Origin of the sequence: Blautia sp. MSK20_18, assembly GCF_020553125.1 — a bacterium.
GTDB lineage: Bacteria > Bacillota > Clostridia > Lachnospirales > Lachnospiraceae > Blautia_A > Blautia_A fusiformis.
The window spans coordinates 86,471-101,469 of the sequence record NZ_JAJCGR010000003.1 but is presented as its reverse complement, the minus strand read 5'-3'; the positions used below and the strand labels follow the sequence as shown (position 1 = coordinate 101,469).

15 protein-coding genes are annotated in these 14,999 nt (G+C 45.0%); 14 read left to right on the top strand and 1 reads right to left on the bottom strand.

Going from position 1 to position 14,999, the window contains the following annotated elements; genetic code table 11:
• Positions 1 to 9: 9 nt before the first annotated feature.
• From LI091_RS03040 to rpsA, 9 genes are all read left to right on the top strand, one after another.
• Complete coding sequence (locus LI091_RS03040) at positions 10 to 1,446, top strand: acyl-CoA carboxylase subunit beta (protein ID WP_173722265.1); 1,437 nt, start codon at positions 10 to 12, stop codon at positions 1,444 to 1,446.
• 13 nt (positions 1,447 to 1,459) lie between these two features.
• On the top strand, positions 1,460 to 2,221 hold the full coding sequence (locus tag LI091_RS03035; RefSeq protein ID WP_265190779.1) for an OadG family transporter subunit: 762 nt from the start codon (positions 1,460 to 1,462) through the stop codon (positions 2,219 to 2,221).
• Between the two features lie 23 nt (positions 2,222 to 2,244).
• The gene (locus tag LI091_RS03030; protein ID WP_015524870.1) at positions 2,245 to 2,625 is read left to right on the top strand and encodes a biotin/lipoyl-containing protein; all 381 of its coding nucleotides are present in this window, start codon (positions 2,245 to 2,247) and stop codon (positions 2,623 to 2,625) included.
• A 15-nt stretch (positions 2,626 to 2,640) separates the two neighbouring features.
• On the top strand, positions 2,641 to 3,789 hold the full coding sequence (locus LI091_RS03025; protein ID WP_118168967.1) for a sodium ion-translocating decarboxylase subunit beta: 1,149 nt from the start codon (positions 2,641 to 2,643) through the stop codon (positions 3,787 to 3,789).
• Positions 3,790 to 3,825: 36 nt separating this feature from the next.
• Positions 3,826 to 5,238: an oxaloacetate decarboxylase subunit alpha gene (locus LI091_RS03020; protein WP_015524872.1), complete on the top strand. Its 1,413-nt coding sequence runs from the start codon at positions 3,826 to 3,828 to the stop codon at positions 5,236 to 5,238.
• Between the two features lie 103 nt (positions 5,239 to 5,341).
• On the top strand, positions 5,342 to 6,571 hold the full coding sequence (locus tag LI091_RS03015) for an NAD(P)/FAD-dependent oxidoreductase (RefSeq protein WP_265190778.1): 1,230 nt from the start codon (positions 5,342 to 5,344) through the stop codon (positions 6,569 to 6,571).
• A gap of 25 nt (positions 6,572 to 6,596) precedes the next feature.
• Entirely contained in the window at positions 6,597 to 7,262 is a 666-nt protein-coding gene (cmk, locus tag LI091_RS03010; protein ID WP_265190777.1) for a (d)CMP kinase, read from the top strand.
• Positions 7,259 to 8,125: a 4-hydroxy-3-methylbut-2-enyl diphosphate reductase gene (gene ispH, locus LI091_RS03005; RefSeq protein WP_265190776.1), complete on the top strand. Its 867-nt coding sequence runs from the start codon at positions 7,259 to 7,261 to the stop codon at positions 8,123 to 8,125. The genes cmk and ispH overlap by 4 nt, the downstream gene beginning before the upstream one ends.
• Positions 8,106 to 9,182 carry a 30S ribosomal protein S1 gene (rpsA, locus tag LI091_RS03000; RefSeq protein WP_015524876.1) on the top strand — a complete coding sequence of 359 codons (1,077 nt, stop codon included), beginning with the start codon at positions 8,106 to 8,108 and terminating at the stop codon, positions 9,180 to 9,182. Before ispH ends, rpsA begins: the two co-directional genes overlap by 20 nt.
• 99 nt (positions 9,183 to 9,281) lie before the next feature.
• Here the strand turns inward: rpsA and LI091_RS02995 are convergent, their stop codons facing one another.
• Positions 9,282 to 10,301: a ribonuclease H-like domain-containing protein gene (locus LI091_RS02995; protein ID WP_265190775.1), complete on the bottom strand. Its 1,020-nt coding sequence runs from the start codon at positions 10,299 to 10,301 to the stop codon at positions 9,282 to 9,284.
• Between the two features lie 478 nt (positions 10,302 to 10,779).
• Between LI091_RS02995 and rsxC the strand changes: the two genes are divergently transcribed.
• The 5 genes from rsxC to LI091_RS02970 are packed head-to-tail and all read left to right on the top strand — an operon-like array spanning position 10,780 to position 14,986.
• On the top strand, positions 10,780 to 12,105 hold the full coding sequence (gene rsxC, locus LI091_RS02990; RefSeq protein WP_021650509.1) for an electron transport complex subunit RsxC: 1,326 nt from the start codon (positions 10,780 to 10,782) through the stop codon (positions 12,103 to 12,105).
• A gap of 14 nt (positions 12,106 to 12,119) precedes the next feature.
• Entirely contained in the window at positions 12,120 to 13,097 is a 978-nt protein-coding gene (locus LI091_RS02985) for an RnfABCDGE type electron transport complex subunit D (RefSeq protein WP_021650508.1), read from the top strand.
• Positions 13,097 to 13,675, top strand: a complete 579-nt coding sequence (locus LI091_RS02980) for an RnfABCDGE type electron transport complex subunit G (RefSeq protein ID WP_147602992.1) — start codon at positions 13,097 to 13,099, stop codon at positions 13,673 to 13,675. Before LI091_RS02985 ends, LI091_RS02980 begins: the two co-directional genes overlap by 1 nt.
• Positions 13,676 to 13,689: 14 nt before the next feature.
• On the top strand, positions 13,690 to 14,394 hold the full coding sequence (gene rsxE, locus LI091_RS02975) for an electron transport complex subunit RsxE (RefSeq protein WP_265190774.1): 705 nt from the start codon (positions 13,690 to 13,692) through the stop codon (positions 14,392 to 14,394).
• 16 nt (positions 14,395 to 14,410) lie between these two features.
• Positions 14,411 to 14,986 (top strand): electron transport complex protein RnfA, encoded by a 576-nt coding sequence (locus LI091_RS02970; RefSeq protein WP_015524884.1) that lies wholly within the window; start codon positions 14,411 to 14,413, stop codon positions 14,984 to 14,986.
• The last annotated feature ends 13 nt before the right edge of the window (positions 14,987 to 14,999 follow it).

Below are 14,999 nucleotides of genomic sequence, written 5' to 3'. Positions count from 1 at the left end.
CATAGTATAATGAGTAATGCGACACAAAGCGTAGCGGCTGCAAGGATCGATTCCCTGCTTGACGCCAACAGTTTTGTTGAGATCGGACAGGCTGTCACAGCCAGAGCTACGGATTTCAACATGACTGAAAAAAAAGCACCTTCAGACGGTGTGATCACCGGATATGGTGTGATTGACGGCAGTCTGGTGTATGTATACAGCCAGGATGCATCTGTACTGAACGGAACAGTTGGTGAGATGCATGCCAAAAAGATCGCCAAAATTTATGATCTCGCTCTGAAAGTTGGAGCACCGGTTATCGGTCTTGTAGACTGTGCGGGACTTCGTCTTCAGGAGGCTACCGATGCACTTGAGGCATTTGGTGAGATCTATCTGAAACAGACACTGGCATCCGGTGTTATTCCACAGATCACTGCTGTTTTCGGAACATGCGGCGGTGGAATGGCAGTTGTACCGGCTCTTACAGACTTTACATTTGTAGAGGAGAAGAAGGGCAGACTGTTTGTAAACACTCCAAATGCACTGGAAGGAAACAGAGTGGAAAAATGCGATTCAGCTTCCGCACAGTTCCAGAGCGAGGAGACAGGACTTGTTGACGGCATCGGAACAGAAGAGGAGATCCTTGGACAGATCCGTACACTGGTCAGCATGCTTCCGGAGAACAATGAAGACAATGACAGCTTCAAGGAATGCACAGATGACCTGAACAGAGTATGTGATGATATTGCAGGCTGCACAGGCGACACAGCTATTGCGCTTTCAAGAATCGCTGATAATGGTGAGTTTTTTGAAACAAAGGCAGCTTACGGCCAGGATGTCGTAACAGGCTTCCTTCGTCTGAACGGAGCTACCGTTGGCGCTGTTGCAAACAGAAGCGAATCTTACGATGCTGATGGCAATAAGACAGAGATTTCCGACGGAACTCTTTCTGCAAGAGGTGCAAGAAAAGCAGCAGACTTCGTAAAATTCTGTGATGCTTTTGAGATTCCGGTACTTACTCTTACTAATGTAACAGGATTTAAAGCTACACTCTGCAATGAGAAGATGATGGCTAAATCTGTAGGTGAGATGGTACATGCTTATGCATCTGCAACTGTACCGAAGGTAAATGTTGTAATTGGTAAAGCATACGGAACTGCATACGTTGCCATGAACAGCAAATCTGTCGGAGCAGATATGGTTTATGCATGGGATACAGCTGAGATCGGTATGATGGATGCTTCCCTTGCAGCAAAGATCATGTATGAGGGAGCTGACGCTTCTACACTGAATGAGAAGGCAGCTGAGTACAAAGAACTCCAGAACGGTATCGCATCTGCAGCAGCAAGAGGATATGTGGATACTGTGATCAAAGCAGAAGATACAAGAAAATATGTAATCGGTGCTTTTGAGATGCTGTTCACAAAAAGGGAAGACCGTCCATCCAAAAAGCATGGAACAGTCTAAGTGAGGTGAGCGTATGAGACAGTTTTATAAAAAGATCTCTTCTGTCTGCATGGCACTTCTTTGCATAGCTGCACTTCTGATCGGATGCACAGCTACTGCATGGGCTGCTGATAAGATTGATGATTCTGTAAAGAGTCAGCTTGTCACAACAACCAAGGGCCTGACGGATGCGATCATCGCAATGTCCGAGGATGATATCCAGGGATATCTGGAATCAGAGGATGCTTTCACACAGAGCGCAGCAAGTGCATGGGATGGCTCCAGAGAAGAGCTTGGTGAGAAAAAAGGTGATATCAATGAGAAAGATATCACAGTAGAGTATTCCGATGATCAGTATACTGTTGTTGTTCCGGTATCCTTCGAGAAAAACAAAGCGAATTTCACTTATGTATTTGATAAATCAGGAACCCCGACTTCTCTTACAGTTGATGTGAATTATACACTGGCACAGAACATGGAGAAGGCAGCGATGAATACAGTGATGGGTCTCGGAACTGTATTTGTGATCCTGATATTCCTGATCTTCGTGATCTCTCTTTTCAAATATATTCCCGGACTTGTGGAAGGAAAGAAAAAAGAGAGCACACCGGCTCCGGCAGCCGCAGCACCGGCTCCGGTTGCAGCACCAGTTGCTGAGCCTGCTGTTGAGGATGTGACAGATGATGGTGAGCTTATTGCCGTGATCGCCGCAGCGATCGCTGCTTCTGAAGGCAAAACAAGCACAGACGGATTCGTGGTACGTTCCATTCGCAAAGTCAACCGCAGAAAAAGATAATCATTATTTAGGAGGATTTTAAAATGAAGAGTTATACAATTACTGTTAACGGAACAGCATATGAAGTTACTGTAGAAGAGAACGGAAACGCAGCAGCTCCAGTTGCAGCAGCACCAAAAGCAGCAGCTCCGGCTCCTAAGGCAGCTCCGGCAGCAGCTCCTAAGGCAGCAGCTCCGGCAGCAGGCGCAGGTTCTGTTAAAGTTTCCGCAGCCGTTCCTGGAAAAGTTGTAAAAATCGTTGCATCTGTTGGACAGAGCGTAAAAGCTGGTGACAGCGTAGTGATCGTTGAGTCCATGAAGATGGAGATCCCGGTTGTTGCTCCTCAGGACGGAACAATCGCCAGCATCGATGTTGCAGAGGGTGCTGCCGTTGAAAATGGAGATACTCTTGCAACAATGAACTAAACAGGAGGTAGACAAATGTCTTATGTAACAAATACCCTGTCAAACCTGATCCATCAGACAGCATTTTTCAACCTTACCTGGGGAAACTACCTGATGATCGCAGTGGCATGTGTGTTCTTATATCTTGCCATTAAACATGGTTTTGAGCCGCTGCTGTTGGTTCCGATCGCTTTTGGTATGCTTCTGGTAAATATTTATCCGGACATTATGCTGAGCATTGAGGATTCATCCAATGGCGTTGGCGGACTTCTTCATTATTTTTACTTAATGGATGAGTGGAGTATTCTTCCTTCACTGATCTTCCTGGGTGTCGGTGCGATGACAGACTTCGGTCCGCTGATTGCAAACCCGATCAGCTTCCTGATGGGAGCAGCTGCACAGCTTGGTATTTACCTTGCATACTTCCTTGCAATTTTCCTTGGATTTAATGGTAAAGCAGCAGCAGCGATCTCTATCATCGGTGGTGCTGACGGCCCGACTTCCATTTTCCTTGCAGGTAAGCTTGGACAGTCTTCTCTTATGGGACCGATCGCAGTAGCAGCATATTCCTATATGTCTCTGGTACCGATCATCCAGCCTCCGATCATGAAGGCTTTCACAACAGAGGAAGAGCGTAAGATCAAAATGGCGCAGCTCCGTCCTGTTACAAAACTTGAGAAGATCCTTTTCCCGATCGTTATCACAATCGTTGTTTGCCTGATCCTTCCGACAACAGCTCCCCTTGTTGGTATGCTGATGCTCGGAAACCTGTTCCGTGAGTCCGGAGTTGTTAAACAGCTTTCTGAAACAGCTTCCAACGCTCTTATGTACATCGTAGTAATCCTTCTCGGAACATCTGTAGGTGCTTCCACAAGTGCTGAGGCCTTCCTGAACGTAGATACACTGAAGATCGTAGTTCTTGGTCTTGTTGCCTTTGCCTGCGGTACTTTTGGTGGTGTTATGCTTGGTAAGCTTCTCTGCAAGGTTACTCACGGAAAGATCAATCCTCTGATCGGATCAGCCGGTGTTTCTGCCGTTCCTATGGCAGCCCGTGTATCCCAGAAGGTTGGTGCTGAGGCAGATCCTACAAACTTCCTGCTGATGCATGCGATGGGACCGAACGTTGCTGGTGTTATCGGTACAGCGGTTGCTGCCGGTACATTCATGGCGATCTTTGGTGTCTAACCCATTGTCTTATAAAAATTTGTAAGGAGAATAATTATGGCAGAAATAGAGAAAAAACCTGTGAAAGTTGTGGAAACGATCCTGCGTGACGCTCATCAGTCCCTGATCGCTACACGTATGAGCACAGAGCAGATGCTTCCGATCATTGAGAAGCTTGACAAAGTCGGCTACTATGCAGTAGAGTGCTGGGGCGGTGCTACTTTCGATGCTTCCTTACGTTTCCTGAAAGAGGATCCGTGGGAAAGACTTCGTAAACTTCGTGACGGTTTCAAAAACACAAAGCTTCAGATGCTGTTCCGTGGACAGAACATTCTTGGATATCGTCCATATGCAGATGATGTAGTAGAGTATTTTGTACAGAAATCCGCAGCTAACGGTATCGATATCATCCGTATCTTTGACTGTATGAATGACCTTCGTAACCTTCAGACAGCTGTAAAAGCAGCAAACAAGGAGAAAGCACATGCACAGGTTGCAATGGCTTACACACTTGGTGATGCTTACACACTTGATTACTGGACAGATCTTGCAAAACGTATCGAAGATATGGGTGCAGATTCCATCTGTATCAAAGATATGGCAGGACTTCTTGTTCCGTACAAAGCTACAGAGCTTGTTCAGGCTCTCAAAGAGACTGTTAAGATCCCGATCGATCTTCATTCTCACTATACATCCGGTGTTGCTTCCATGACATATATGAAGGCAGTAGAGGCAGGTGTTGACATCATCGACACAGCAATGTCTCCGTTTGCTCTTGGAACATCCCAGCCTGCAACAGAGGTTATGGTTGAGACCTTCAAGGGAACACCATATGATACAGGATTTGATCAGCAGCTTCTCGCTGAGATCGCTGACTACTTCCGCCCGATGCGTGATGAGGCTCTTGATACAGGTCTTCTCAATCCGAAGAACCTTGGTGTAAACATCAAGACTCTTCTGTATCAGGTACCAGGTGGAATGCTTTCCAACCTGACATCACAGCTGAAAGAGCAGCATGCCGAGGATAAATTCTACGAAGTACTTGAGGAAGTTCCGCGTGTACGTAAAGACCTTGGTGAGCCACCGCTTGTTACACCGTCCTCTCAGATCGTTGGTACACAGGCTGTATTTAACGTGATCATGGGCGAGCGTTACAAGGTTGTCACAAAAGAGACAAAAGACGTGTTAAGTGGTAAGTATGGCGCAACAGCCAGACCGTTCAATCCGGAAGTACAGAAAAAATGTATCGGAGATATTGAACCGATCACATGCCGTCCGGCAGATCTTCTGGAGGATGAGCTTGATAAGCTTGAGAGCGAGATGGCACAGTACAAGGAGCAGGATGAGGATGTTCTCACATATGCACTGTTCCCGCAGGTTGCCATGGACTTCTTTAAATATCGCCAGGCTCAGAAGACAAAAGTTGATGAGACTGTAGCAGATACCAAGAACGGCGCATACCCGGTATAAAGCACACATAGAAATGCAGATGCATTTCAAAACAGGAAAAGGAGCTTGCTGTATGCAGGCTCCTTTGTGCATAAAAAAGATAAAAAAGGCAGGATAACAGGTAATGTCCAAAGTTGCGATCATAGGCGGCGGTGCCGCCGGAATGCTCTGCGGTGTATATGCTGCGCGCAGAGGACACCAGGTTCACATACTGGAAAAAAATGAGAAACTAGGAAAAAAGCTTTTCATCACCGGAAAGGGACGATGCAACGTCACCAATGATTCCGATACCGAAGAACTTTTTCCGGCAGTGATGTCAAACCGCAAATTTCTTTACAGTGCTTTCTACACCTATGGAAGCAGAGATGTGATGGGATTTTTTGAGGAAGCAGGAGTGCCGCTGAAAACAGAGCGTGGAAACCGGGTTTTTCCGGTATCAGATCATTCATCAGATATTATCCGTGCGCTTGAGCGGGAACTGAAAAAAGCCGGAGCGCAGATCCATCTTCATACAGAGGTAAAGGAAGTTTGTACACAGGATGAAAAAGTTACCGGTGTATTACTTTCGGACGGTACCTTTTTTGAAGCGGATACTGTGGTAGTTGCCACAGGAGGGCTTTCCTACCCGTCCACAGGTTCCACAGGAGACGGATATCGTTTTGCTGCTGAGACGGGACATAAAGTTGTTTCCCAGTCACCATCACTGGTACCACTGGTGGCAAAAGAAGATTATGTCTCCAAACTTCAGGGCCTTTCCCTTCGGAATGTGGAGCTTACAGTAAAATCCGGCAAAAAAGTTCTCTATAAAGATTTCGGCGAGATGATGTTTACTCATTTCGGAGTGACAGGACCGTTGATCCTTTCCGCCAGTGCCCAGATCGGCAAAAAGCTGGAAAAGGAGCCTTTGGAGGCTTTCCTGGATCTGAAGCCGGCGCTTGATGCAGAACAGCTTGACGCCCGGATCCTGCGTGAATTTGATGCAAATCATAACAAGCAGTTTAAAAATGTGATCGGTGTTCTTTTTCCGTCTTCTCTGACTCCGATCATGATCGAAATTGGCGGTATCCCCGGGGAAAAACCGGTACATGAGATCTCCAGGGAAGAGCGTCAGGCTTTTGGCCGTCTGATCAAGGCTTTTCCGTTTACAATCACGGGAATGGGAGAGTTTAAGGAAGCGATCATCACAAGAGGCGGTGTGTCAGTAAAAGAGATACAGCCATCCACAATGGAATCCAAAAAAATAAAAAATCTGTATTTTACAGGTGAAGTACTGGATCTGGATGCAGTGACCGGTGGCTATAATCTTCAGATCGCATGGTCTACAGCGTATGCGGCAGCTCAGGCGATAGAATAACAGAAAAGAGGAAGGAGCAACGATTATGGGTATTAATATTGCAATTGACGGACCGGCAGGTGCAGGAAAAAGCACAATTGCAAAAAAAGTGGCAAAGGAGCTGTCCTTTATTTATGTAGATACAGGGGCAATGTATCGTGCCATGGCACTTTATCTTCTGGAAAAAGGGATCAGCGGTGACAAAAAAATCTCTGAAGCCTGTCACGATGCGGATATCTCTATCCGTTATGAGAACGGTGAGCAGCAGGTGATCCTTAACGGAAAGAATGTAACTGCGTTCCTCCGTAAGGAAGAGGTAGGAAATATGGCATCTGTAAGCTCTGCAAATCCGGAGGTGCGTGCACATCTTCTGAAGCTGCAGCGCAATCTTGCAGCCGAGAATAATGTAGTTATGGACGGAAGAGATATCGGAACCACCATTCTTCCCAATGCGGAAGTGAAGATCTTTCTGACTGCAAGTGCAAAGACCCGTGCTAGCAGACGATACCTGGAGCTTACAGAGAAGGGTGAAGCCTGCGATATGGATGAGATCCTGAAAGATATCGTTGACAGAGATGAGAGAGATATGAACCGCGCGGTTTCTCCGCTTAAAAAAGCAGAGGATGCTGTTCTTGTTGATTCATCTGAGATGGGAATTGACGAAGTGGTTGAGAGTATCCTTTCCGTATACAGAAAAAGGGTGAATGGATGAATGTAAAAGTTGCAGAAACTGCTGGCTTCTGTTTCGGCGTACAAAGAGCAGTTGACCGTGTTTATGAGCTGATCGGTTCCGATGCAGCACCGATTTATACACTAGGCCCGATCATCCATAATGAGGAGGCTGTCTCAGATCTCGAAAAAAAAGGTGTGGCTGTGATCTGTGAGAAGGATCTTGGCAGCCTGAAGGGCGGCACTGTTGTGATCCGTTCCCATGGAGTAGGCCGCAGGGTTTATAACACGATCAAAAAATATGGTCTCGGATATGTAGATGTTACCTGTCCTTTTGTGCTGAAGATCCACAAGATCGTTGAGAGAGAAAGTTCTAGAGGTGCCCATATTGTGATCATCGGTGATCCGGACCATCCGGAAGTCCAGGGGATCTGCGGATGGTGTCAGGGACCATATACAGTGATCAGAAATGCTGAGGATGCTGAAAAATTCAATATTTCTCCGGAAAAAGAAGTATGTGTAGTGTCCCAGACGACATTTAATTACAACAAATTTCAAGAATTAGTTGAAATTCTCCGCAAAAAGAGTTATGATAATAATGTTTTAAATATTTTAAATATTTTAAACACTATTTGTAATGCTACCGAAGAACGGCAGAAAGAAGCTAAAGCGATAGCCGGAGAGGTAGACACTATGCTGGTCGTAGGTGGCCGACATAGCTCCAATACTCAAAAGCTGTTTGAAATATGTAAAAAGGAATGTGGAAATACTTACTATATACAAACACCTGTAGACTTGGATTCTGAAATGTTCCAATGCAGTAGTTGTGTAGGTATTACAGCAGGGGCTTCCACCCCAAAGAAAATTATTGAGGAGGTTCAAGAACATGTCAGAGTTAAGTTTTGAACAGATGCTGGAAGATTCCGTAAAAACAATCAGAAATGGAGAGATCGTACAGGGTACCGTCATCGATGTTAAAGATGATGAGATCATCCTGAATATCGGCTATAAAGCAGACGGTATCATCACAAAGAACGAGTACACAAACGATTCAAGCGTTGTGCTTACAGACGTTGTTAAACCTGGCGATACCATGGAAGCAAAGGTTCTCAAAGTAAACGACGGAGAGGGACAGGTTACACTTACCTACAAACGTCTTGCAGCAGAGAAAGGCAACAAACGTCTTGAGGAGGCATTCGAGAACCAGGAGGTTCTGAAGGCTCCTGTAACACAGGTACTTGACGGTGGTCTTTGTGTCAATGTTGAGGAAGCAAGAGTATTCATTCCTGCAAGCCTTGTATCTGACACATATGAGAAAGATCTTTCCAAATATGCAGATCAGGAGATCGAGTTCGTTATCACAGAGTTCAACCCAAGAAGACGCCGTATCATCGGTAACCGCAAACAGCTTCTTCTTGCTGAGAAAGCTGAGAAACAGAAAGAGCTTCTTGCTAAGATCAACGTAGGCGATAAAGTTGAGGGCGTTGTTAAGAATGTTACAGATTTCGGTGCATTCATCGACCTCGGCGGAGCAGACGGACTTCTTCACATCTCTGAGATGTCCTGGGGCAGAGTAGAGAACCCGAAGAAGGTATTCAACGTAGGTGATAAAGTTACAGTTCTTATCAAAGATATCAACGGAGACAAGATCGCACTTTCCCTTAAATTCCCGGAGGAGAACCCATGGCTTACAGCTGCTGAGGACTTCGCAGTAGGAAATGTAGTAAAGGGCAAAGTTGCACGTATGACAGATTTCGGTGCATTTGTTGAGCTTGCACCTGGAGTAGATGCTCTTCTTCATGTATCTCAGATCTCCAGAGAGCACGTTGCGAAACCATCTGATGTACTTTCCATCGGTCAGGAGATCGAGGCTAAGGTTGTTGATTTCAATGGCGAAGACAGAAAGATCAGCCTCAGCATGAAAGCACTCGAGGATAATTCTGCAGAGCAGACAGAGGAGTAATTTCTCAGAAGCTGTACAGCAGTTGAATATTTTGAATTTCAGAGGCCGTCACATTTATTGTGACGGCTTTTTTTTGATTGGAATTGCGTAACAGAGATATTATTTAAGAACAGAAAGATAATATGGCAGGCAGTGTTTCAGATAGGTTTTCTGTTTTAAAGGATCATGCAGAAAAGCTTCTGTTACAGGGAACCAGGTGTAACAGGTTTCCCTTTTGGCAGGTCTTCGGAGCTTTTTATCCATGCAGGCACTTAAGGTTTTGGGTATTGCAGTGTCTTCGGAAGGGATGTAATCGTAATCCTTATAATTGGAGTAGTATTGCTTTAAACGTCCATTTTGAGACTTTACAAGAAGACGGACACGGTTATTCTGTCCGATTATGTAGAATTCTTCACTATGATTTGAAAATTTAACAGGCAGATCGTAATTAGTTTTAATGGTAAAGGCCAATTGATCGTTTTGAATTTCACAATTTAGTGCTTCGTAATCTTCATTGAAAAGAGCAAGATAGGATAGCATGGAGAAAATTTTTCCAAGTCCCAGAAGATCTTCCTGATTGTGTCCCATAACGATCTCTGCCGCTTCCGGTTTCTTTCCGGAAGCGAATTGTTTGTAAAGACGGATGCAGGCACCTCCATCACAGTAGTTCCGTTCAGTGATACCGAGAAATGATTCCATAGAAGGCTGATTCATCCGTGAAAGCTTTAGAAGTCCCTTGAGCGGCTTTAGTTCCCGGTAAAGGTCCAGAGAAGGTAGCTCCGCAAAAGGGGAAGAGAGTCCGTGGACCTGATATCGTGCATCCAGATAAGGCTGGTCAAAGCTGTCACCGTTATATTGGATCGTACATGAAAAATTCTGAAGGAATTCAGAAAATGTTTTCAGAAGTTCAGGTTCTTCCTCTTCGTTTTCAATCATCCACTGGTACATCTGCCAGTTGTTTTCTTCGTAGGCTACAGCACCGATCAGATACAGAAAAGTGGAATTTCGTGATAGTCCTGTAGTTTCAATATCATAGAAAAGCGGTACAAAACGCTCTGAAAATCCATGATTTTTAGTCAATTTTTTAACAGTCTTAAAGTCTGGAAACCCTTGTAAAATCGGCATTTTTTTAACGATCATGTTAATTTTCTCCTTTATGGATTGTATCTGATTATACACAAAAAAATTGCTTTTCAATAGTGCAATTTAATGTGAAATGAGTTATAGTTATTAGTAGAGTTGATGATAAAAAACAGGAAATGGTACTGGATTTATGTAGGGATTGACAGTGAAAAAATGACTATTATCGCTTCATAAATTAGTTATTCATTTACAGCTTTTTATGAGCTGGTGAATATCTTCTACTGAAGTATATCACAGGATCGTGTCTGGATTCAATCTTTCATACATATCCTGCTCAAAGCAGAAGCTACTTTGTTACTGTTCGCTGGTAATGTTTCGCGAAATGATTTATGGGAGCGAAATAGATCTTGTTTGTCTTGGATGAAATAAGAAAAGGAAAATCAGAAACACAGAATCAACTTTAAAAAAGAGTATATGCGCAACGCAGAAATACCATGTACATGTACTTGCAAAAATAAAGGAGGAGATGAGATCTATGGCATTTTTAACCTTCAGGGGTGGTATCCATCCTTATGACGGCAAAGATTTGTCAAAAAACTGTCCTGTCGAGAAGTATCTGCCGAAGGGAGATCTGGCAATTCTTGTTTCTCAGCACATCGGAGCTCCGGCCAAGCCGATCGTAAAAAAAGGTGATCATGTGCTTGCAGGACAGAAAATCGCAGAAGCAGGAGGATTTGTTTCCGCACCGATACACTCGTCTGTATCAGGAACCGTAAAGGGAATCGAGAAACGTCTGACCGCAGTAGGCGCCATGGGTGATGCGATCATCATTGAGAATGACGGTCTGTACGAATCTGTGGAATATGCACCTGCAAAGCTTTCGGATCTTTCCAAGGAGGATATCCTGAAAAGGATTCAGGAAGGCGGAGTTGTTGGTCAGGGTGGTGCAGGTTTCCCGACACATGTAAAGCTTTCACCAAAGGAACCCGACAAGATCGATCATATCCTGGTCAACGGTGCGGAATGTGAGCCTTATATCACCAGTGACTACCGAAGGATGATGGAAGAACCGGAAAGCATTGTTGGTGGTCTGGAAGTAATCCTGAAAGCTTTCCCGAAGGCAGTGGGATGTATCTGTATCGAGGACAACAAACCGGATTGTATTGCCAGGATGAAAGAAGCCATCAAAGGCAAAGAGCGTATGGAAGTAAAAGAGCTTAAGACCAAATACCCTCAGGGTGGTGAGCGTACACTGATCTATGCGGTAACAGGCAGAGAGATCAATTCCACCATGCTTCCGGCAGACGTAGGATGCGTGGTTGATAACGTAGAGACCGTCACTTCTGTTTATAAGGCAGTGATCCTTGGACAGCCGGTTATCAGCCGTAATGTAACGGTTACCGGAGATGGTATCCGTACACCGAAGAACTTTTCCGTTCTTACAGGAACAGATCTGTCTGAACTGGTAGATGCTGCAGGCGGACTGAAGGAAAAGATTGCAAAAGCAATCTCCGGCGGACCGATGATGGGATTTGCGCTGTATGATCTTCATATTCCATGTACGAAGACAACTTCTTCCCTGCTTTTCCTGGAGCGTGACGCAGTTTCCGAGGCGAAGCAGATCCAGACTGCATGTATCAATTGCGGACGTTGTGTAAGCGTCTGTCCGGGCCATGTGGTTCCGGCCCGTCTTGCAACTCTTGCAGAACACGGTGATATGGCAGGCTTCGAAAAAATGGATGGTATGGAATGCTGCGAGTGCGGCTGCTGCAGTTACATCTGTCCGGCCAAACGACCTCTGACTCAGAGTATTAAATCTATGAGAAAAATGGTTCTTGCAGAGCGCAAGAAAAAGAAATAGGGGGAGGAATAACAATGGAACAAATGTATAACGTATCATCTAATCCCCATATCAGGGATAAAATGACCACCAGCCGTATTATGCAGCTGGTAGTAATCGCACTTCTGCCGACAACACTTTTCGGTATCTGGAACTTTGGAGTGCATGCACTCCTTGTAGTGCTGGCGACGGTTGCATCCAGTGTGTTTTTTGAATGGCTGTATGACCGACTGATGCATAAAAAGAATACAACTACTGATTTCAGTGCAGTTGTAACAGGACTTCTGCTTGCACTGAACATGCCGCCCCAGATCCCGATCTGGATGCCGATCCTTGGCAGTGCTTTTGCGATCATTGTTGTAAAACAGCTGTTCGGTGGACTTGGACAGAACTTTATGAACCCGGCTCTTGCAGGAAGATGTTTCCTTATGATCTCTTTTGCCGGAAAAATGACCAACTTTGCAGTTTCCAAAAGCTCCCATGCTGTTGTAGATGCGGTTACACAGGCAACACCTCTGGCAGCGCTTAAAAGCCAGGGATTCATTGAGGGGACTTCTATTCCTGTAAAGAATCTCTTCCTTGGTAATATCCAGGGTACCATCGGTGAGACTTCTGCCCTGGCGATCCTCATCGGTGCAGTGATCCTTCTCGCATTTAAGATCATCGATCTGAAGGTACCTCTTACATATATTGGAAGTTTTGCAGTATTTGTCATTTTCTATATGTTGGGAACAGGCAAAGGCTTTGATGTAAACTATCTTTTCAGTCATATCTTTGGAGGCGGTCTGATGCTTGGTGCCTGGTTTATGGCAACCGATTATGTGACGACTCCGATCACTCCGAAAGGTCAGCTGGTATATGGCTGCTGCCTCGGTATCGTGACAGCGGTATTCCGTCTCTTTGGTGGTTCCGCAGAGGGCGTTTCCTATGCGATCATTTTCTGCAATCTTCTGGTTCCGCTTATTGAAAAAGTAACAAAACCGGTTGCTTTTGGAAAAGGAGGCAAGAAATAATGGGTAAGATTATCAGAAATACATTGATCCTTACGATCATTACAGTAGTTGCCGGCCTTGGCCTTGGACTGGTTTACGAAGTTACCAAAGAACCCATTGCAAGAACCGAGGAACAGGCAAAAAAAGAAGCATGGCAGACTGTATTCAGTGATGTAAGCCTGGAAGATTTTAAAGCTGTAGATGTAGACAAGGAAGCAGCAGATAAAACAGCTTCAGATCTTGGAATCAAAGCAATCGTAGATGAAGTCTGTGAAGCAGCAGATGAAGGCTATGTGGTAACTGTAACCGATAAAGAGGGTTACGGCGGTGATATCCAGATCACAGTTGGTGTAACAAAAGACGGTACCGTCAGCGGCGTTTCCATTCTTTCCATCAGTGAGACTGCCGGACTTGGAATGCGTGCTACAGAAGCGAAGTTCCAGGAACAGTATGTTGGAAAGAATACCGATAAATTCTATGTATCCAAGGACGGCGGCGAAGGTGAGCCTATTGATGCTATCAGTGGTGCGACCATCACATCCAGAGCTTTTACCGGTGCAGTCAATACAGCTATCGGCTATTGCAAAAACGCATTTTAGGAGGGTAGTTGAATATGAATAATTGTGGTGAAAGATTAAAAAACGGCATTATAACCGAAAATCCGATTTTTGTCCTGATGCTTGGTATGTGTCCTACCCTTGCGGTAACGACTTCTGCGATCAATGGTATTGGTATGGGACTTTCCACAACCGTAGTTCTGGTTATGTCAAACATGCTCATCTCCATGCTGCGTAAGGTTATTCCGGACTCCGTCAGAATGCCGGCCTTTATCGTAGTTGTAGCATCTTTTGTAACTATCGTACAGTTTCTGATGGAAGGCTTTACTCCTTCTCTTTATGAGTCACTTGGAATTTACATTCCACTGATCGTTGTTAACTGTATCATTCTGGGACGTGCAGAGAGTTATGCTTCCAAGAACCCTGTCCTTCCGTCTATCTTTGACGGACTTGGAATGGGTCTTGGCTTTACAGTGGGCCTGGTTGCCATTGGTCTTGTAAGAGAGATCCTTGGTTCCGGAAAGGCTTTCGGAACACAGATCATTCCGGTTGCTGATGCAGCTACCGGTGCTGCCGGCTATACCCCGATCACTATCTTTATCCTTGCACCTGGAGCATTTCTGGTTCTTGCCGGACTTGCAGCAATCCAGAACAAAGTAAAGATCAACATGGCAAAGAAGGGCAAAGATGTTTCCAAGATCCAGTCCGGCTGTGGCTCCAATTGTGCGACCTGCGGCGGATGTCCTTCCGACAAAGAATAAAAAGGGGGAATAGAAAATGGCAAGCTTGATGTTGATCGCAATTGGTTCTGCGCTTTGCAGTAACGTTGTATTGAGTCAGTTCCTGGGAATCTGTTCTTTCCTTGGAGTTTCCAAGAAAACAGAAACCGCAGCCGGCATGGGTGGTGCAGTTGTGTTTGTTATTACTATTGCATCTTTTGTTGCAGGACTGCTTTATAAATTCATCCTGGTACCGACCCATTTTGAGTATCTGAAAACGATCGTATTTATCCTGGTTATCGCGGCACTGGTACAGATCGTAGAAATGTTTCTCAAGAAATTTGTACCATCCCTTTACAAGGCACTTGGTGTATACCTTCCTCTGATCACAACAAACTGTGCAGTTCTTGGTGTAGCACTGAACAACGTTAAATATGAATACAGCATTCTTGAAAGTGTTGTCAACGGATTTGCCACAGGTGTAGGTTACCTGATCGCAATTGTATTACTTGCGGGAATCCGTGAAAAAATGGAATACAACGATATTCCGGAATCCTTCCAGGGTATGCCGATCGTTCTGCTTACGGCAGCACTGATGGCTATTGCATTCTTTGGATTCTCCGGAATCGTATAGGAGGAAGAAGAGC